18 protein-coding genes and 1 tRNA gene are annotated in these 18,094 nt (G+C 58.2%); 10 read left to right on the top strand and 9 right to left on the bottom strand.

Going from position 1 to position 18,094, the window contains the following annotated elements:
* The first annotated feature begins 17 nt into the window (after window positions 1–17).
* The gene (gene panD / locus VHE58_02500; GenBank protein ID HVS26163.1) at window positions 18–398 is read left to right on the top strand and encodes an aspartate 1-decarboxylase; all 381 of its coding nucleotides are present in this window, start codon (window positions 18–20) and stop codon (window positions 396–398) included.
* Window positions 399–572: 174 nt separating this feature from the next.
* Here panD and VHE58_02495 read toward each other — a convergent pair.
* A tRNA-Leu gene (locus VHE58_02495) sits at window positions 573–659 on the bottom strand.
* A gap of 73 nt (window positions 660–732) precedes the next feature.
* Here VHE58_02495 and queA point away from each other — a divergent pair.
* From queA to VHE58_02465, 6 genes are all read left to right on the top strand, one after another.
* Window positions 733–1,761 carry a tRNA preQ1(34) S-adenosylmethionine ribosyltransferase-isomerase QueA gene (queA, locus tag VHE58_02490; GenBank protein HVS26162.1) on the top strand — a complete coding sequence of 343 codons (1,029 nt, stop codon included), beginning with the start codon at window positions 733–735 and terminating at the stop codon, window positions 1,759–1,761.
* Between the two features lie 103 nt (window positions 1,762–1,864).
* Window positions 1,865–2,971, top strand: a complete 1,107-nt coding sequence (tgt, locus tag VHE58_02485) for a tRNA guanosine(34) transglycosylase Tgt (protein ID HVS26161.1) — start codon at window positions 1,865–1,867, stop codon at window positions 2,969–2,971.
* Between the two features lie 33 nt (window positions 2,972–3,004).
* The gene (yajC, locus tag VHE58_02480; protein HVS26160.1) at window positions 3,005–3,334 is read left to right on the top strand and encodes a preprotein translocase subunit YajC; all 330 of its coding nucleotides are present in this window, start codon (window positions 3,005–3,007) and stop codon (window positions 3,332–3,334) included.
* An 83-nt stretch (window positions 3,335–3,417) separates the two neighbouring features.
* Window positions 3,418–5,283 carry a protein translocase subunit SecD gene (gene secD / locus VHE58_02475; GenBank protein ID HVS26159.1) on the top strand — a complete coding sequence of 622 codons (1,866 nt, stop codon included), beginning with the start codon at window positions 3,418–3,420 and terminating at the stop codon, window positions 5,281–5,283.
* A 14-nt stretch (window positions 5,284–5,297) separates the two neighbouring features.
* Window positions 5,298–6,227, top strand: a complete 930-nt coding sequence (gene secF, locus VHE58_02470) for a protein translocase subunit SecF (protein ID HVS26158.1) — start codon at window positions 5,298–5,300, stop codon at window positions 6,225–6,227.
* Window positions 6,228–6,243: 16 nt separating this feature from the next.
* Complete coding sequence (locus tag VHE58_02465) at window positions 6,244–6,873, top strand: DedA family protein (GenBank protein ID HVS26157.1); 630 nt, start codon at window positions 6,244–6,246, stop codon at window positions 6,871–6,873.
* 136 nt (window positions 6,874–7,009) lie between these two features.
* On the opposite strand, the gene purB is transcribed toward VHE58_02465, so the two are convergent.
* Window positions 7,010–8,380 carry an adenylosuccinate lyase gene (gene purB, locus VHE58_02460; GenBank protein HVS26156.1) on the bottom strand — a complete coding sequence of 457 codons (1,371 nt, stop codon included), beginning with the start codon at window positions 8,378–8,380 and terminating at the stop codon, window positions 7,010–7,012.
* 62 nt (window positions 8,381–8,442) lie between these two features.
* Here purB and VHE58_02455 point away from each other — a divergent pair, with 62 nt between their 5' ends.
* Both VHE58_02455 and VHE58_02450 read left to right on the top strand, forming a co-directional pair.
* Window positions 8,443–9,024, top strand: a complete 582-nt coding sequence (locus VHE58_02455) for a uracil-DNA glycosylase family protein (GenBank protein ID HVS26155.1) — start codon at window positions 8,443–8,445, stop codon at window positions 9,022–9,024.
* 461 nt (window positions 9,025–9,485) lie between these two features.
* A complete protein-coding gene (locus tag VHE58_02450; protein HVS26154.1) occupies window positions 9,486–10,097 on the top strand; it encodes a glutathione S-transferase in 612 nt (203 codons plus the stop codon).
* 4 nt (window positions 10,098–10,101) lie between these two features.
* Here VHE58_02450 and mnmA read toward each other — a convergent pair whose 3' ends face one another.
* The 7 genes from mnmA to rraA all read right to left on the bottom strand — a co-directional run bounded on the left by mnmA (window position 10,102) and on the right by rraA (window position 16,524).
* Complete coding sequence (mnmA, locus tag VHE58_02445; GenBank protein ID HVS26153.1) at window positions 10,102–11,169, bottom strand: tRNA 2-thiouridine(34) synthase MnmA; 1,068 nt, start codon at window positions 11,167–11,169, stop codon at window positions 10,102–10,104.
* On the bottom strand, window positions 11,162–11,695 hold the full coding sequence (locus tag VHE58_02440) for a hypothetical protein (GenBank protein HVS26152.1): 534 nt from the start codon (window positions 11,693–11,695) through the stop codon (window positions 11,162–11,164). The genes mnmA and VHE58_02440 overlap by 8 nt, the downstream gene beginning before the upstream one ends.
* Before the next feature lie 4 nt (window positions 11,696–11,699).
* On the bottom strand, window positions 11,700–12,146 hold the full coding sequence (locus VHE58_02435) for an NUDIX hydrolase (protein HVS26151.1): 447 nt from the start codon (window positions 12,144–12,146) through the stop codon (window positions 11,700–11,702).
* 130 nt (window positions 12,147–12,276) lie between these two features.
* Window positions 12,277–12,498, bottom strand: a complete 222-nt coding sequence (locus VHE58_02430) for a hypothetical protein (protein HVS26150.1) — start codon at window positions 12,496–12,498, stop codon at window positions 12,277–12,279.
* A gap of 106 nt (window positions 12,499–12,604) precedes the next feature.
* Entirely contained in the window at window positions 12,605–14,212 is a 1,608-nt protein-coding gene (gene aceB, locus VHE58_02425; GenBank protein HVS26149.1) for a malate synthase A, read from the bottom strand.
* Between the two features lie 124 nt (window positions 14,213–14,336).
* Window positions 14,337–15,614, bottom strand: coding sequence for an isocitrate lyase (gene aceA / locus VHE58_02420; GenBank protein ID HVS26148.1), 1,278 nt, complete (start codon window positions 15,612–15,614; stop codon window positions 14,337–14,339).
* Window positions 15,615–16,044: 430 nt separating this feature from the next.
* A complete protein-coding gene (gene rraA, locus VHE58_02415) occupies window positions 16,045–16,524 on the bottom strand; it encodes a ribonuclease E activity regulator RraA (protein ID HVS26147.1) in 480 nt (159 codons plus the stop codon).
* 152 nt (window positions 16,525–16,676) lie between these two features.
* On the opposite strand from rraA, the gene icd reads away from it, so the two are divergent.
* The gene (gene icd, locus VHE58_02410) at window positions 16,677–17,936 is read left to right on the top strand and encodes an NADP-dependent isocitrate dehydrogenase (protein ID HVS26146.1); all 1,260 of its coding nucleotides are present in this window, start codon (window positions 16,677–16,679) and stop codon (window positions 17,934–17,936) included.
* Window positions 17,937–18,094 lie beyond the last annotated feature (158 nt).

The raw sequence follows: 18,094 nt of genomic DNA, 5'->3' as shown, positions 1-18,094 counted from the left end.
TTCATGCGGGGTGACTCATGCAAAGAACCATGCTCAAATCCAAATTGCACCGGGTGCGGGTGACGCATTCGAAGCTCCACTATGAAGGCTCCTGCGCCATCGATCAGACTCTGATGGACGCCGCGGATATCCGCGAGTATCAGCAGATCGACATTTACAACGTCAGCAACGGCGAGCGTTTCACCACCTACGCAATCCGCGCCGAGCGCAACTCGGGAATTATTTCGGTGAACGGCGCCGCCGCGCGCAAAGCCAGCCCCGGCGACATTCTGATCATTGCGGCTTACGCTGCTTATTCCGAACTCGAACTGCAGAAGTACCATCCCGAACTGGTTTACGTGGACGAGCGCAACCGCATTCTCGAGCAGCGTCACGAGATTCCTGTGCAACGGGCTTGAGGTTTCAGTGAAGTAAAAAGGCGGCTTGCAAGCCGCCTTTTTTATTGAGGCCGGGGGAGGGACTCGAATCCTCACGCTGATGGTTCGATTTTAGTTACGGCGTAACGCGGCCTACGGCCGCATTAGCCTTCACTGAAATCCCGCTTGTGACAAAGAATAAGCATATGAAACTATTGGTGCCGGGGGAGGGACTCGAACCCTCACGGTGTCGCCACCACCGGATTTTGAGTCCGGCGCGTCTACCGATTCCGCCATCCCGGCGCGGGATTCGCGATTATCCACCAAAAGGGATTTTTCCGGCAAGATTAAGAAATCTCATCAGAGGTTCCTTGATATGCAAGCCAGCGACTTCGACTTCGATTTGCCGCAGGAGTTGATCGCGCAATTTCCCGCAGCCGAGCGCGCCGCGAGCCGCATGCTGTATTGCGACGGCAAAAGCGGTGAATTTCGCGATTCCTGGTTCCGCGATTTGCCGAAATGTGTCGAGCCCGGCGATGTGCTGGTGCTGAACGACACCCGCGTCATCAAAGCCCGGCTGTTCGGGAAAAAAGCCAGCGGCGGCAAAGTACAGCTGCTGGTGGAGCGGGTGCTGGACGGGCACCACGCGCTGGCGCAAATTTACGCCGGCCACCCCTCGCGCCCCGGCACGGTCTTGAATTTTAACCGAGGCCTGCAAGCCGTCGTGCTGGGGCGCGAAGGCGAATTTTACCAAGTGCGGTTTGAAAGCGAGCGGACGGTGTTCGAATTGCTGGAGCTTCATGGCGCCACGCCGCTGCCGCCTTATATTGCGCGGCCCGCGGCTGAACTGGATGAAGCGCGCTACCAGACGGTGTATGCGCGCGAGCCCGGGGCGGTGGCGGCGCCTACCGCCGGTTTGCATTTCGATGCCGCCATGCTGGACAATCTGCGCGAGCTGGGCGTGAAGACGGCCTATGTGACTTTGCATATCGGTGCCGGCACCTTCCAGCCGGTGCGGACCAAAAATATTGCAGAACATAAAATGCACGGAGAATGCTATTGCTTGCCCGTGGCAACCGTGAAGATGATCGAGGAAGCAAAACTGAAAGGCGGACGCGTGCTGGCGGTGGGCAGCACCAGTCTGCGCGCGCTGGAAGCCGCCGCGGCAAGTGGGAAACTGCAAGCCGGCAGCGGCGAAACCAGTATTTTCATCACCCCGGGTTACCGCTTTCGGGTGGTGGAGCGGCTGCTCACCAATTTCCATCTGCCGCGCTCGACTCTGATTATGCTGGTCTCGGCTTTTGGCGGAATGGAAAATATCCGCAAGGCCTACCGCCACGCGGTAGAGAGCCGCTATCGCTTTTTCAGCTATGGCGACGCCATGCTGATTGAAAGACAGGATTAACCGCGGAGGCGCAAAGGCGCGGAGAAGATTGCTTTAAATAATCTTGAAGAAATTCACTTTTCTCTGCGCCTCAGCGTCTCTGCGGTGAGAAAGGGTTTGTTGAGTGAAATTTGAATTGAAAGTCTACGACGGCCTCGCGCGGCGCGGCACCATCACGCTTGCGCACGGCAAGGTGGAAACGCCGGCCTTCATGCCGGTCGGCACTTATGGCACGGTGAAGGCGATGAGTCCGGCGGAGCTGAAAGAGCTGGGTGCTGACATCGTGCTGGGCAACACTTTTCACTTGTGGTTGCGCCCGGGTCTTGAGGTGATTGAAGCGCACGGCGGCTTGCACCGCTTCATGGGCTGGGACGGGCCGATATTGACGGATTCCGGCGGTTACCAGGTGTTCAGCCTCGGGGATTTACGCAAAGTGACGGAAAAGGGTGTGAAGTTCCAATCGCCGGTCAACGGCGACGCCTGTTTTCTCTCGCCTGAAGAGTCCATGCGTATCCAGCGCGTGCTCAACGCCGACATCGTGATGATGTTCGATGAATGCACGTCTTATCCCGCGAATGAGAAGGAAGCGCTTAAGTCTATGGAATTGTCTCTACGCTGGGCGGAGCGCTCCAAGCGCGCGCATGAAGGCAATCGCAACGCATTGTTCGGCATAGTTCAAGGCGGCATGTACGAACACTTGCGCGAGGTGTCGCTGCGCGGTTCAGCGGCTATCGGCTTTGACGGCTACGCGATTGGCGGGCTGTCGGTGGGAGAACCCAAGCGCGACATGCAGCGCATGCTCAAACATATTGCCCCGCAATTGCCGGACAACCAGCCGCGTTATCTTCTGGGAATCGGCACGCCGGAGGATATTGTGTACGCCGTGGGACAAGGCATGGACATGTTCGATTGCGTGCTGCCGACGCGCAATGCCCGCAACGGCTGGATTTTCACCCGTCACGGCACCATCAAACTGCGTAATGCCCGTTATCGCGACGATCTGCGGCCGCTCGATGAACAATGCGGCTGCTATACCTGCCGTCATTTCACTCGTGCTTATCTTCACCATCTGCAGCGGGTCAACGAGATTCTCGGGGCGCGGCTCAATACCCTGCACAACCTGCATTACTACCAGGAACTGATGCGCGGTTTGCGTGAGGCCGTCGAGCACGGCCGCTTCGAGGATTTTGTCGAGGAATTTAAGCGGGCGCGTCTCGCCGTGCTAGAATAACGCCTTTATTTTATTCCCTGGACGGAGAAACCCGTGTTGATCAGCCCAGTTTTTGCGCAGACCGCGGCGCCCGCGCAGCCGGGTCTAGACTGGATCAGTCTCATGCCTCTGGTGCTGATGTTCGTGCTGCTGTATTTCTTGATGATCCGCCCGCAGATGAAGCGCGGCAAGGAGCACAAGACGATGGTCGAGGCGCTGCAAAAAGGCGACGAAGTGGTGACCGGCGGCGGCGTGTTGGGCCGGGTTACCAAGGTCGGCGATAACTACGTGAGTCTGGAAATTGCGGCGAACGTCGAGGTTCAGGTGCAGAAGCTCGCGATTCAGACGCTGCTGCCCAAAGGGACCATCAAAAGCATAGAGTGAAAAGTGAACGAGTGAAAGCGAGTGACGGAACCATGCTTTTTCTATTCACTTGTTCACTTGTTCACCCGTTCACGCATTAGCCCATGAACCGTTATCCACTCTGGAAATACATCCTCATCGGCCTCACCCTCTGGTTGGGCTTTTTCTACGCTCTGCCGAACCTGTTTGGCGAGGTGCCGGCGGTGCAGATTCTGCCCGCCAAATCCGCGCTGAAAGTGGATACCGCGTTGCTGGCGCGGGTTGAAGAAGCACTCACCAAAGCCAACATTCCCGCCCAAGGCGTTTTTCTCGACGTCAACACCATCAAGGCGCGCTTCGCCGATACCGATACCCAGCTTAAAGCGAAGGACCTCCTGCAAACGCAGCTCGGCGACGATTATGTGGTGGCGCTGAACCTGTTGTCGAGCTCGCCCAAATGGCTTTCCAGCCTCGGCGCGCTGCCGATGTACCTTGGGCTGGATTTGCGCGGCGGCGTGTACTTCCTGCTGCAAGTCGACATGAAAGCCGCGCTCGACAAGGCGGCCGACCGCTACGTCAACGATATCCGATCCACCTTGCGCGACAAGAAAATCGCCTACACCGGCGTGAGCCGCGACGGGCAGACCGTGTCGGTGAAATTCCGTGACGCCGAGGCGCGCGAAAAAGGCTCCGCCGAAATCAGCAAAAACTTTTCCGACCTGGGGCTGAAGGAAATGGACGAAGGCGGCGAACCGAAGCTTGCCGCAACGCTCAAGCCGGAGGCACAGACCAAAATTCGGGAATACGCCCTGCAGCAAAATATCACCACGTTGCGCAACCGCGTGAACGAACTGGGCGTCGCCGAACCCATCATCCAGCAGCAGGGCGCGGAACGGGTGGTGGTGCAACTGCCCGGCGTGCAGGACACCGCCAAGGCCAAGGACATTCTTGGCCGCACCGCCTCGCTGGAAGTGCGCATGGTGGATGAGGAGCATAGCGACGCAGCATCGCTGGAAGCGGCGGCAAAAGGGCAGCTCCCGGTCGGCACCGAGCTTTACAAGGAAAGGAACGGCATCCCGGTGCTGGTGAAGAAAACCGTAGTGCTGACCGGAGAACGCATCAGCGACGCGCAGCCGGGCTATGACGGCCAGACCGGTGAACCGGCGGTGCACATCACGCTGGATGGCGCCGGCGCACGGATTTTCCAATTGGTCACGCGCGAGAACGTCAGCAAGCGGATGGCGATTCTGCTGATTGAAAAAGGCAAGGCGGAAGTGGTGACCGCGCCCGTGATCCGTACCGAAATCGGCGGCGGCCGCGTGCAGATCAGCGGCGGCCGGATGAATGTGGAGGAAGCGCGCGACATCGCGCTCTTGCTGCGCGCCGGCGCCTTGGCGGCGCCGATGGAAATCATCGAGGAGCGCACCGTGGGTCCCAGTCTCGGCGCCGAAAACATCCAGCGCGGCTTTCATTCCACCTGGATCGGCTTCTCCGCCATCACCGTTTTCATGATTGCCTACTATCTGCTCTTCGGCTTCGTCTCCATCATCGCGCTTGTCTGCAACGTGCTGTTCCTGGTGGCGCTGCTTTCCATGCTGCAGGCGACGCTGACACTGCCCGGCATGGCCGGCATTGCGCTCACGGTGGGCATGGCCATTGACGCCAACGTGCTGATTAACGAACGCGTCCGCGAGGAGCTGCGAAACGGCACCACGCCGCAGGCGGCCATCGCCGCGGGCTACGAGCGCGCATTCGGCACGATTCTAGACTCCAACGTCACCACGCTGATTGCCGGCATTGCGCTGTTCCTGTTTGGAAGCGGCCCGGTGCGCGGTTTTGCAGTGGTGCTGTGCCTGGGGATATTGACCTCGATGTTTAGCGCAGTGATGGTCTCGCGCAGCATGGTCAATCTGGTTTACGGCAGCCGCCGCAAGCTGGAGAAACTTTCCGTCGGCCAGGTATGGCGCCCGGCGGCTGAAAACAAAGGCTGAACCAGGAAATAACCGTGGAATTTTTCAGAATCAAACACGACATCCCGTTCATGCGCCACGCGTTGGTGTTCAACGTGATTTCCCTCATCACGTTCATCCTGGCGGTGATGTTCCTTGCCACCAAAGGGTTGAATTTCGGCGTGGATTTTACCGGCGGCACGGTGATGGAAGTCAATTACACACAGACGGCGGACATTCACAAAATCCGCGAAGCGCTTACCAAGCTCGGCTTTCTTGACGCCAGCGTGCAGAATTTCGGCACCTCGCGCGATGTGTTGATCAGGCTGCCCGTCAAAGCCGGCATAACCAACGCCAAGCTGAGCGAGCAGGTGCTGGACGCGCTGCGTGAGGCGGACAAGACCGTGCAGATGCGCCGCGTCGAATTTGTCGGACCGCAGGTGGGCAGGGAGCTGGTGGAAAATGGCTCGCTCGCGCTGCTGCTGGTTTCGGCCGGGATTGTGCTTTACCTGTGGTTCCGCTTCGAATGGAAATTCGGGGTGGCGGCGATTATCGCCAACCTGCACGACGTGGTCATCATCCTTGGCTTTTTCTCGTTTTTCCAGTGGGAGTTCTCGCTCTCGGTGCTGGCGGCGGTGCTGGCGATTCTCGGTTATTCGGTGAATGAGTCGGTGGTGGTGTTCGACCGGATCCGCGAAAACTTTCGCAAGATGCGCAAAGCTTTGACGCCGGAAATCATCGACAACGCCATCACCCGCACCATGTCGCGCACCATCATTACCCACGGCTGCACCCAGCTGATGGTGACCTCGATGCTGTTCTTCGGCGGTGAGACCCTGCATTATTTCGCCCTGGCGCTCACCATCGGCATCCTGTTCGGGATTTATTCTTCGGTGCTGGTGGCCAGCCCCATCGTCATGTGGCTGGGGGTGACGCGCGAGGATTTCATCAAGCCGGAAAAGAAGCCCGCGGCGGAAACGCCCTGATCGCCAGGCGCGGCCCGTGGAATTTCTTGATTTTCTCCTCCACCTCGACCGGCACCTGCTCGAGCTGATACGCGATTACGGGGCGGGGGTTTACCTCATCCTGTTTCTGATTATTTTCTGTGAAACCGGCCTGGTGGTGACGCCGTTTCTTCCCGGCGATTCACTGCTGTTTGTCACCGGCACGCTGGCGGCAACAGGCGCGCTCAACGTGGATGGGGCGGCGGCATTATTGATAGCGGCGGCGTTTTCCGGCGACAACACCAATTACTGGATCGGCCGCTTTACCGGCCCGAAAATCTTCCATTGGCAGCAGTCGCGGCTGTTCAACCCGACGCATCTTGCGCGCGCGCGCCGTTTCTATGAAAAACATGGCGGCAAAACCATCATCTTCGCGCGCTTCATTCCCATCCTCCGCACGTTCGCGCCGTTTGTCGCTGGCATCGGGCGCATGCACTACCCGCGCTTCCTCGTCTTCAGTCTGTGCGGCGGGCTGTTCTGGATTGGTTTCTTTGTCTACGGCGGCTATTACTTCGGCAATCTCCCGGTAGTGAAGGAAAACCTCACCGCTTTCATCATTGCGATTATCTTCGTTTCCATCCTGCCCGGCATTGTTGAATTTCTCAGAAACCGGACGCGTCAGCGCTGACTAAAAGCTATACAAATTGCCGGATAAGCCGCATCCAGCGAGGCAAAAATAGCGAGCAAAGCGGAGTTTACACAAGAAGTAAATGAGCATTTGCGAGCAATTTTTAACAAAGCTGGGGCAGCTTAGGCGCAATTTGCTAGATTTTCTTGGCGAGTTCGGCGGCTTTACCGATGTAACTCCAGGGAGTGAGCTTGAGCAGCCGCTTCTTTTCGCCGGCGGGAATGGCAAGTGAACGGATGTAAGCGTGCAGCATGCTGCGGGTGATACCGCTTTTGCCGCGGGTGAGCGCTTTCAATTGCTCGTAAGGATGGGCGATACCGTAGCGGCGCATCACCGTTTGAATCGGCTCCGCCAACACTTCCCAGTTCTGCTCCAGGTCTTGGCGCAGCCGCTTGGGATTGGCTTCCAGTTTGTTCAAGCCTTTCAGGCAGGAATCATAAGCCAGCAGAGTGTGGCCCAGCGCGACGCCGACATTGCGCAGCACGGTGGAGTCGGCGAGATCGCGCTGCCAGCGCGAGATGGGCAGTTTTTCGCTTAAGTGCTTAAGCAATGCATTGGCCACGCCGAGATTGCCTTCGGAGTTTTCAAAATCTATCGGATTTACCTTGTGCGGCATGGTGGAGGAGCCCACTTCCTTTTTTTTGGTTTTTTGTTTGAAGTAGCCCAGGCTGATGTAACCCCAGATGTCGCGGTCGAGATCGATCAAAATGGCGTTGGCGCCGGCGTAGGCATCGAACAATTCGGCGAGACAGTCATGCGGCTCGATTTGCGTGGTGTAGGGGTTGAATTCGAAACCGAGGCTTTCGACAAAATTCTTCGCGAATTTTTCCCAGTCAAAGTTGGGATAGGCCGCGAGATGGGCGTTGTAATTTCCCACCGCGCCGTTGATTTTGCCCTGTATTCTGACCGTCGCCATGCGCAGCTCGGCGCGCTTCAGGCGGTAGGCGAAATTGGCGAGCTCCTTGCCGAGGGTGGTCGGGCTGGCCGGCTGGCCGTGGGTGCGCGCCAGCATGGGCAAAGCGGAGAATTGGCGGGCGAGCGCGGTTACCTTGGCGCGGATCTGCTTGAGCGCGGGCCGCATCACTTCTTCGCGCGCCGACTGCACCATCAGCGCATAGGCGAGGTTGTTGATGTCTTCGGAAGTACAGGCGAAATGGATGAACTCGGCGACCCGAGTGACTTCCCTGTTGGCCGAGAGCTTTTCCTTCAGCCAGTATTCGACCGCCTTGAGGTCGTGGTTGGTGCGCGCTTCGATGCTTTTAACTTTTTCGGCATCGCTTTCGGAAAAACGCGAGGCCACATCGTCGAACTGCTTAAGCGTGGCTTGGGAAAACGGCGGTACTTCGCGGATTGCGGATTCGCGGCTCAAGGCTTTCAGCCATTCGATTTCCACCCGCACGCGGTGCCTGGTCAGCGCGGATTCGCTGAAATACTCCCTGAGCGCCGCGGTCTTGTTATGATAACGCCCGTCGAGAGGCGATAAGGCGGTCAGAGGCGTCAGGTGCATTGTTGATTTTTCCCAAAGCGTATTTTATCACAGGTTGAGTGATGGTTTTGCACCGAAGCAGCATGAAAAAGTTTGAGTGCCTGCTCAATGAAGTGCGCGCCTGCCGGGTATGCGTAGCGCATTTGCCCAATCCGCCCAAGCCGATTTTGCTAGCCGCCCACACCGCGACTTTGATGATTGTCGGCCAAGCGCCGGGGCGCAAGGTGCACCAAACCGGCATTCCGTGGAACGATCCTTCCGGCGACACGCTGCGCGAGTGGCTGAAGCTGGACCGCGAGCAGTTTTACGATGCCCGCCGCATTGCCATCATTCCCGCCGGCTTTTGCTATCCGGGAACGGGGAAAAATGGCGATCTGCCGCCGCGCCCGGAATGCGCGCCGCTGTGGCACCCGCGACTGCGCACGCAGCTTCCCCACATCCGGCTTACTCTGCTGATAGGAAGCTACGCCCAGGCTTATTACCTGGGCGATCGTGCCAAATCATCGCTTACCGAAACGGTGCGCGCTTACCAGGAATATCTACCCGAATTTCTGCCGCTGCCGCACCCCAGCCCCCGCAACCGCCGCTGGCTGAAGCTCAATCCCTGGTTCGAAAACGAAATCATTCCGCTGCTGCGCAGGCGCGCACGCCAGGCGCTGCGCTAGGGAACCTCTGATTAAGTCCCACGCGGTTGCGACGGTGTGCAATCCGGGTGCAAGGCGAGGCGTGAGGAGCGCCGTTTGGTGGAGGCCAAACCAGCGACGAACAACAACGCCACGCGCACGGATTGCCCCGTCCCTCTGGGTTGCGGCAAGATGCGGCGTCTGCCTCGTGCTCGCCGGAGCGTGAAGCCTCGGGTACGTGCGACCGCGAAGGCGAGCGCTGGCCCGCTCCGCTGCACAGCTTCGCAGGTGCGACGCTACGCGGGCCCTCCTCGGCATCGTAGTCTCGGCTACGACCTTCGTCGCGCGCCTTGCATCCATCCGCATTTTGCCGGCAACGCAATTCGCGGAGGACTTAATCAGAGGTTCCTAACCCTGAAGTTAATCCGGCTGGTCAAGCCGCTGTCTTGCCGTGAGCGGTGAAGGTATAATAAGCGGCTTCTAAAACGTCGTTCAGGACGGTTATGAAACTGATTGGATCGCTCACCAGCCCTTACGTGCGGAAAGTCCGAGTGGTGCTGGCGGAAAAGCATATTGATTACGAAATACAGGTGGACATTCCCTGGAATGAGGACAGCAAGGTGCCGGAATACAATCCGCTCGGCAAGGTGCCGGTGCTGTTGCTGGATGACGGCACGAATCTCTTCGATTCGAGGGTGATTGTTGAACACCTGGATAACGTCACACCGCTCGGGAAACTCATCCCCGACGACAACCGTGAAAGAACGGCGGTAAAGCGCTGGGAAGCGCTGGGCGACGGAATTTCCGATGCCGCCGCCGCCATCGTGGTTGAAAAAAAGCGGCCGGCGAAGCTGCAAAGCAAGGACTGGATCAGCCGCCAGCACGGCAAGGTGCAAGCCGGCCTCAGGGCGGCGGCGCGCGAACTGGACGAGAAAAACTGGTGCTCCGGCGACAGCTACAATCTTTCCGACATCGCTTTAGGCTGCGCCTTGGGTTTTCTCGATTTGCGTTTGCCGGAAATCGATTGGCGCACCGCTCATCCCAATCTGGAGAAGCTATACGGGAAACTGATGCAGCGGCAGTCGTTCAAGGACACCGTTCCGCCGGCTTCATAAATTCTCAAGACTCGATAATTCCACCTCCCAGGCATGCTCTACTCTCGTACACCACCACCGACTGTCCGGGAGTGACCGCCCATTGCGGTTCGGCAAAATCGATGGTGCAGCTTGTTTCGTTCACCTGTGAAATGCTGCACGCGGCGTCCGGCTGGCGGTAGCGCGTCTTCGCGGTGTACACCCAGTTGCAATGCGGCGGCCTGCCGCTTACCCAGCTTAATTCGGTGCTGGTGAGTTTCGGCCGAAACAGCAGGGGGTGGTCGTGTCCCTGCACCACGATGAGCGCATTGTGCTCCAAATCCTTTGCCGCGACGTACCACGCCTCGCCCTTGCCGCCTATCCCTAAGCCCTGGCGCTGGCCGATGGTGTAGTACATGATGCCCATATGCTCGCCCACCTTCTGGCCTTCCGGGGTTTGCACCGGCCCCGGCGCTTTCGGCAGATAGCGGCTCAAGAATTCGCGAAACGGCCGCTCGCCGATGAAACAGATGCCGGTGCTGTCTTTTTTGTCATGGTTGGGCAGCCCCTCGCGTTTCGCAATTTCCCGCACCTCCCGCTTATAGAGCTTTCCCAACGGAAAAAGCGTTTTTGAAAGCTGCTGCTGGTTCAGGCGGTACAGAAAATAGCTTTGGTCCTTGGTACCGTCTTCCGCTTTCAGCAATTGAAACAGTCCGTCCGCCTCGCGCCCCTGGGTATAATGGCCGGTGGCGATGAAATCCGCGCCGAGATTCAGCGCGTGGTCGAGAAACGCCTTGAACTTGATTTCGGCGTTGCACAGCACGTCGGGATTGGGCGTGCGGCCCGCCTGGTATTCCTTGAGAAAATCGCCGAAGACGCGCTCCTTGTACTCGGCGGAAAAATTCACAGTCTCAATATCAATGCCGATTTTATCGGCGACCGCCACGGCGTCAATCAGGTCTTCGCGCGAGGAGCAGTAGTCATCGGTGTCGTCGTCTTCCCAGTTTTTCATGAAGAGGCCGAGCACCTCGTGGCCTTCCCGCTTGAGCAGCCAGGCGGCGACCGACGAATCCACGCCGCCAGACATGCCGACGACGATCCGCTTCTTAGCCATCGGGCCGGGCTCCCTTGAACCAGTCTTCAAGGCGAAAAATCGCCGCGGGCTTGCCGTGATCGAACCACCAGGAATCCACCGCGTACTGCTGGCCGGTGCGGATTTCCAAAATGCGCGCCGCCCAGTGCGGCTTGGTGGCGCCGCGCACCACCCGCGATTGCACGCGGTGGAGTTTGAGCCAGCCACGGCCTTCCAGGATTTTTAGGTAAGCCGTGGTATTTTCCGAATGATCGGCCGAATTCATGCGGCCGTCCACGCCGCCGTCATCGTCTTTGGCCTGGTCGCGCCAAATCGGGCTCTGTTCTCCCGCGTAGCGCGCGAGCAAGCCCACAGCCTTGGCGATGGCTTCGCGTTCTTCGGCACCATTAAGAATGCCCCGGAACAGCCCGGCCGCGTTTGCCAGCTGGCTTTCGCTGAATGTCACCATGCTGCTTGCGGCGCAGTCATAGTTGTAGCAAATCTTCACGTCCTCGGCGTGCGTGGAAAAACTGGACAGCAAGAGAAGCAGAACAGGAATCCGGAGCATGCTCTTATTTGTAATAGGTGATGATGTCGAGAGGATAGCGCTTTCCCGCGAGATAATCCTGCACGCAGCGTAACACCAATGGGCTGCGATGGCGCGATTGGCTGGCGCGGATTTCATCAACGCTTTGCCATACCGTACGGATGATGCCGTGGTCCAGCTTGCGCTGCGCCTCGAAGCCGGTGGCGCGTCCGGCGAAGGCAAAGCGCAGAAAGGTAATGTTTTTGCCGGCATGGTGCCAACGGTAAATGCCGAGCAGATACTCGGGCTTGAAGTGATAAGCGGTTTCTTCCAGCGTCTCGCGCACCACGCCTTCCAGCACCGATTCGTTTTCCTCGAGATGCCCGGCCGGCTGGTTGAACGCCTTGCCGTCGTCGGTGTCTTCTTCGACCAGCAGAAAGCGCCCGTGCTCTTCAATCACCGCGGCCACGGTAACGTTCGGTTTCCAGATCATGCGATTTCCCCGCGATAAACTTGAATTTTAGCTTGTCTCGGGGCAAGCCAAAAGCAACTTCGCATCAACGGAAAAAACAAAAAAGGCGGGGTAGCAACCCCGCCTTCTCATGACCGGAAATAAATCCGTCTTAGGATTTCTTGTCTTCCTTATTTTCTTCTTTCTTATGTTTCTTCTTGGCTGTTTTCTTGTGTTCTTTACTCTTTTCAGCTTTCTTTTCGGTGTTGCCGGGTTGCGCGGCTTCGGTCTTGGCCGTGCCGGCGGGGGTCGGAGCGGCGGTTTCGGCGGCAACAGCGGAGAGGGTCACGGCGGCAAACGCCGCGGCGATCAGTGCAGACAACAGCTTGCTCATGGTTTTTCCTTTAGAGTTAACAAATTATAAAAAAGACACAAACGTGCCCCCGCCAATAACGCGCAAGCTTGCAACAGGTTGACACCGCGCTTGATCAAGCGCCGCGTTACTTCAGATAGGCGTAGCCGGGCAGGGTGAGGAATTCTACGAAATCATTGCCGGTGGTGATTTCGTCGAAAATTTTCGCCGCCTCTTCGTAACGCCCACCCTGGGTGTATTGCGTTTCACCGAGCTCCCGCCGGATTTTGGCGAGCTCCTGCGGCAAAAGCTCGCGGAAGAGTTCCTTGGTGATTTTGCGCCCGTCTTGCAGCACGCCTTTCGGGCTGCGGATCCATTGCCAGATCTGCGAGCGCGAAATTTCGGCAGTGGCGGCGTCTTCCATGAGGTTGTGGATCGGCACGCAGCCGACGCCGGCGAGCCAGGAACCCAAGTATTGCAGGCCGACATTGATGTTCATGCGCAAGCCCTGCTCAGTGATCGGCTTCTCCGGGCCGAAGGCGAGCAGATCGGCAGCCTTCACTGTGACATCGTCGTGTTTCTTGTGAATCTGATTGGGCGCAGGCATCACCGCATCGAACGACGCTTTCGCCAACGTTACCAGCTTGGGGTGCGCAACCCAGGTGCCGTCGTACCCGTCGCCCGCTTCCCGGTCCTTATCGGCGCGCACCTTCGCCAGCGCGGCTTCGTTGGCTGTGGGGTCGCTCTTAATCGGAATTTGCGCCGCCATGCCGCCCATGGCATGGGCGTCGCGCTTGTGGCAGGTCTTGATCAGCAGCAGTGCGTACGCGCGCATAAAGGGACTGGTCATGATGACATGGCTGCGGTCGGCGAGGACGAAATTCGGGTCATTGCGGAATTTCTTGATGCAGCTGAAGATGTAATCCCAGCGCCCGGAATTAAGCCCCGCCGAATGCTGGCGCAGTTCGTAAAGAAGCTCTTCCATCTCAAACGCGGCGAGGACGGTTTCAATCAGCACCGTGGCCTTGATGGTGCCGCGAGGAATGCCCAGCTCGTCCTGCGCCAGGTTGAAAATGTCGTTCCACAGCCGTGCTTCCAGATGGTTTTCCATTTTCGGCAGGTAGAAATACGGTCCGGTATTGCGCGCAAGCAGTTCTTTGGCGTTGTGAAAGAAGTAGAGCGCGAAGTCGAAAATCGCGCCGGAAACCGGCTGGCCGTCGACCTGCACATGCTTTTCCGGCAAATGCCAGCCCCGCGGCCGCACCATGAGAGTGGCGGTCCGGTCGTTGAGTTTATATTGCTTGCCTTCGGCCGAGGTGTAACTGACGGTGCGGCGCACCGCGTCGCGCAGGTTGATCTGCCCCTGGATGATGTTCTCCCAAGTGGGGCTGCTGGAATCCTCGAAATCCGCCATGAACACGTTGGCGCCGGAATTGAGCGCATTAATGATCATCTTGCGCTCCACCGGCCCGGTAATCTCGACGCGGCGGTCCTGCAGGTCGTGCGGCGCCGGTCCGACAGTCCAGTTGCCTTCCCGGAGGTGGCGGGTCTGCGGCAGGAAATCGGGGCGCCTGCCTGCGTCGAACTCCGCCTGGCGCGCCACGCGCGCCTGCATCAGCTCACGGCGGCGGTCTTCAAACTTGCGCGCAATCTCGGCGACAAAATCCAGCGCCTGGGGTGTGAGGATTTGTGCAAATTCGTGGGTGATTTTGCCGAGAACGGCGACGCCTTCCGCGTGGCCATGGATGCGGCCCATCGATATTCTCCTTTAGTTTATAGTTTTGAAAGCTTTTAACGTAGCAAGTTTGCCACAAAAAACGCCGCAAGGGCGCCCCCGCCTCTTGAGCGAGCGCATCCTGCGACGTTTGATCAGGCAATTGTTAGCCGAACTGTGCTTCTTCGGTTGAGCCGGTGAGCGCGGTGACCGACGACTGGCCGGCCTGAATAACTTGCGTTACCTGGTCGAAATAGCCGGTGCCGACTTCGCGCTGGTGCTTGACCGCGGAAAAACCCTTGTCCGCCGCGGCGAATTCCTTTTGCTGCAACCGAACGAACGCCGACATGCCCTCACGGGCATAGCCGTGCGCCAGCTCGAACATGCTGTAATTCAATGCGTGGAAACCCGCCAGCGTGATGAACTGGAACTTGTAGCCCATGGCGCCCAGCTCGCGCTGGAAGCGGGAGATGATGGCATCGTCCAGGTTCTTCTTCCAGTTGAAGGAAGGCGAACAGTTGTAGGCAAGCAGCTTATTCGGGTATTGCTTGCGGATTGCCTCGGCGAATTTCTTGGCGAATTCAAGGTCCGGCGTGCCGGTCTCGCACCACACTAGGTCGGCGTAGGGCGCGTAAGTGAGGCCGCGGGACACTGCCTGCTCGAGGCCGTTCTTAGCGCGGAAGAAGCCTTCGGAAGTGCGCTCGCCGGTCAAGAACGGCTTGTCGTTCTCGTCCACGTCGGAGGTGATCAAATTGGCCGCTTCGGCGTCGGTGCGGGCGAACAACAGAGTCGGCACGCCCAGCATGTCGGCCGCCAGCCGCGCCGCGACGAGTTTCTGCACCGCTTCCTGCGTGGGTACCAGGACTTTGCCCCCCATGTGGCCACATTTCTTGGCGGAAGCGAGCTGGTCTTCGTAGTGAACGCCGGCGGCGCCCGCTTCGATCATGGCTTTCATCAATTCGAAAGCGTTCAGCACTCCGCCAAAACCGGCTTCGGCATCCGCCACAATCGGCGCGAACCAGTCAATTTCGTCCTTGCCTTCGGCGTGATGCAATTGGTCGGCGCGCATGAAGGTGTTGTTGATGCGGCGGACCACCGCCGGCACGCTGTTGGCGGGGTAGAGCGACTGATCGGGATACATCTCGCCGGCGAGATTGGCATCCGCCGCGACCTGCCAGCCGGAAAGATAAACCGCCTTCAAGCCGGCCTTGACTTGCTGCATGGCCTGGTTACCGGTGAGCGCGCCAAGAGAAAGCACATAAGGCTGTTCGTTAACCAGCTTCCACAGTTTTTCCGCGCCGCGCCTTGCCAGCGAGTGTTCGATGTGCACCGTGCCGCGCAGGCGTTCCACGTCCTCGGCGGTGTAGCCGCGTTTCACGCCTTTCCAGCGCGGGTTCTCCGCCCAGTCTTTTTTAATTCGTGCGATTTCCAGATCATTGTTCATGAAGTTCCTCTACGCAAATAAATTTATCAGGCTGGCAATTCGCTGCTGCGCACCCCGGCTCCCATCGTACCGGTTCGCCTTGCCGGTGTTCGGGTCGAACCAAACGGCGAATGCCGGCTTGCAGAAAAAAATTGCCCTCGGGCAATTCGTTTCACGGGGTGGCCAGAGATCGGGTCTGGCAAACCTGAAGGGCTCAAGATGTGCTTAACATCAGCCCGTGACTGGCGTCGCCTGTGCGGTGGGCTTGAGGCGAGCGTTCGTGACCGTGGCGGGGAGTATAACATGATATTTTTTTATATGTATAGTTTTTAATGCACTGCAACATCAGTTGTAACGTAATGAATAAAAAAGTAATAATAGTTTATTTCATAATACAGTTAAGGTATTTTACGCACTGTGTTTAACCTCTTTATGTGCAGGGCAAAAACGGTCAATCCAAGATCTTTTCCGAGACCACAATTCCGTCGGCATCGGCGTAAAGATAATGGTCGGGTGCAAAGGTTACGCCGCCAAAATTAACGGGGATGTTGACCTCGCCTGCGCCTTTTTTCAGGCTTTTTTGCGGATGGGTATTGAGCGCCAAAACGCCGATAGGCATTTGGCCGATAGCCTCGGAATCGCGGATGCAGCCGTAGACGACGATGCCGGCCCAGTTGTTCTTCAACGCGAGTTCGGCGAGCTGATCTCCCACTAGTGCACAGCGCAATGAGCCGTCACCGTCCACCACCAGCACCTTTCCCATCCCCGGTTGCGACAGCGCGCTTCTCACCGGCACGTTGTCCTCGTGGACTTTCACCGTGGCGATGCGCCCGGAAAAAACTTTATTGCCGCCGTAACTTTGCAGCCGCGGCGACACCACCCTGATTTTGCCCTGGTGGTGATCGCAGAGGTCCGCGGTTTTGAAACTCATGTTGGTTCTCCCCGATACAAAGTCTGATTGGACCGGCTCAGCGCCCTCCCCGGTTCAGGCATAGAATAACCGTCCGGACAAAACCGTAATAATAATATATTATATAAGATATAAGAGTTCATGAACCCCCCTCTTCTCGACTAGGGATCCCAATGTACAAACATATCAAGGTGCCGACCACAGGCGAAATTATCCGCGTCAACCTGGACCATTCCCTCAGTGTTCCCGACCAGCCCATTATTCCCTTCATCGAAGGCGACGGCATTGGCGTGGACATCACCCCGGTGATGCGCAAAGTGGTGGATGCCGCAGTGGACAAAGCCTACAACGGCCAGCGCAAAATCGTGTGGATGGAAATCTACGCCGGCGAAAAATCCACCAAGGTCTACGGCAAGGATATGTGGCTGCCGGATGAAACCCTAGACGCGGCGCGCCAATACGTGGTCTCCATCAAGGGACCGCTGACTACGCCGGTGGGCGGCGGCATCCGCTCGATCAACGTGGCGTTGCGGCAGGAGCTTGACCTCTATGTGTGCCTGCGCCCGGTGCGCTACTTCCGCGGCGTGCCGAGCCCGCTCACGCACCCCGAAAAAACCGACATGGTGATTTTCCGCGAAAATTCGGAGGACATTTACGCCGGCATCGAGTGGGAATCGCAGTCGGACAAGGCCAGGAAAGTAATCGACTTCCTCATCAAAGATATGGGGGTCACCAAGATCCGCTTTCCCGGGACTTCAGGCATCGGCATCAAACCGGTATCACGCGAAGGAACGGAACGCCTGGTGCGCAAGGCGATTCAATACGCGCTCGACAACCACCGCCGCTCGGTGACGCTGGTGCATAAGGGCAACATCATGAAGTACACCGAGGGCGCGTTCAAGAACTGGGGCTATGAACTGGCACGGCGCGAGTTCGGCGCCACCGAATTAGATGGCGGGCCGTGGCTCAAGATTGCGAACGGCGGCATCGTCATCAAGGACGTGATTGCCGACGCCTTCCTGCAGCAGATTTTGCTGCGCCCCGAGGAATACGACGTGATCGCGACACTCAACCTCAACGGCGACTACATTTCCGACGCCCTGGCCGCACAGGTGGGCGGCATCGGCATTGCGCCGGGCGCCAATATGAGCGATTCGGTGGCGATGTTCGAGGCCACCCACGGCACCGCGCCGAAGTACGCCGGCAAGGATTATGTCAATCCGGGCTCGCTCATTCTTTCGGCGGAAATGATGTTGCGGCACATGCAGTGGTTCAAGGCCGCCGACCTCATCATCCAGGCGATGGAGGACACCATCAAGGCCAGGATCGTGACTTACGATTTTGCGCGCCTGATGCAGGGCGCCACTCAGGTGTCCTGCTCCGGTTTCGGCGACGCCATGATCGAGCGCATCTGCCACCCCGGCCAGCACTAGCAGGGTGTTGAAAAACTCTCCGGGAGCCGCGTTTGACACGAAAAATGCTCAGATGCAAGGCGCGCGACGAAGGTCGTAGCCAGGACTACGATGCCGAGGAGCGCAACGCAGCAGATGGGCATTTTTCGTGCAAACCCGGATGGGGCGTGGCTTTCCGG

Source organism: Burkholderiales bacterium, from assembly GCA_035543335.1.
GTDB lineage: Bacteria > Pseudomonadota > Gammaproteobacteria > Burkholderiales > JAHFRG01 > JAHFRG01.
The sequence above is the reverse complement of the archived record's forward strand: the minus strand, read 5'-3'. Positions and strand labels throughout refer to the sequence as shown.

Excerpts from the sequence above, each read along its gene's own strand:
- panD (HVS26163.1), top strand. The coding sequence starts at position 18 with ATGCAAAGAACCATGCTCAAATCCAAATTGCACCGGGTGCGGGTGACG.
- queA (HVS26162.1), top strand. The coding sequence starts at position 733 with ATGCAAGCCAGCGACTTCGACTTCGATTTGCCGCAGGAGTTGATCGCG.
- VHE58_02430 (HVS26150.1), bottom strand. The coding sequence starts at position 12,498 with ATGAGCAAGCTGTTGTCTGCACTGATCGCCGCGGCGTTTGCCGCCGTG.
- VHE58_02440 (HVS26152.1), bottom strand. The coding sequence starts at position 11,695 with ATGCTCCGGATTCCTGTTCTGCTTCTCTTGCTGTCCAGTTTTTCCACG.
- icd (HVS26146.1), top strand. The coding sequence starts at position 16,677 with ATGTACAAACATATCAAGGTGCCGACCACAGGCGAAATTATCCGCGTC.
- purB (HVS26156.1), bottom strand. The coding sequence starts at position 8,380 with ATGCACCTGACGCCTCTGACCGCCTTATCGCCTCTCGACGGGCGTTAT.
- aceB (HVS26149.1), bottom strand. The coding sequence starts at position 14,212 with ATGGGCCGCATCCATGGCCACGCGGAAGGCGTCGCCGTTCTCGGCAAA.
- secD (HVS26159.1), top strand. The coding sequence starts at position 3,418 with ATGAACCGTTATCCACTCTGGAAATACATCCTCATCGGCCTCACCCTC.
- VHE58_02455 (HVS26155.1), top strand. The coding sequence starts at position 8,443 with ATGAAAAAGTTTGAGTGCCTGCTCAATGAAGTGCGCGCCTGCCGGGTA.
- mnmA (HVS26153.1), bottom strand. The coding sequence starts at position 11,169 with ATGGCTAAGAAGCGGATCGTCGTCGGCATGTCTGGCGGCGTGGATTCG.
- VHE58_02435 (HVS26151.1), bottom strand. The coding sequence starts at position 12,146 with ATGATCTGGAAACCGAACGTTACCGTGGCCGCGGTGATTGAAGAGCAC.
- VHE58_02450 (HVS26154.1), top strand. The coding sequence starts at position 9,486 with ATGAAACTGATTGGATCGCTCACCAGCCCTTACGTGCGGAAAGTCCGA.
- aceA (HVS26148.1), bottom strand. The coding sequence starts at position 15,614 with ATGAACAATGATCTGGAAATCGCACGAATTAAAAAAGACTGGGCGGAG.
- rraA (HVS26147.1), bottom strand. The coding sequence starts at position 16,524 with ATGAGTTTCAAAACCGCGGACCTCTGCGATCACCACCAGGGCAAAATC.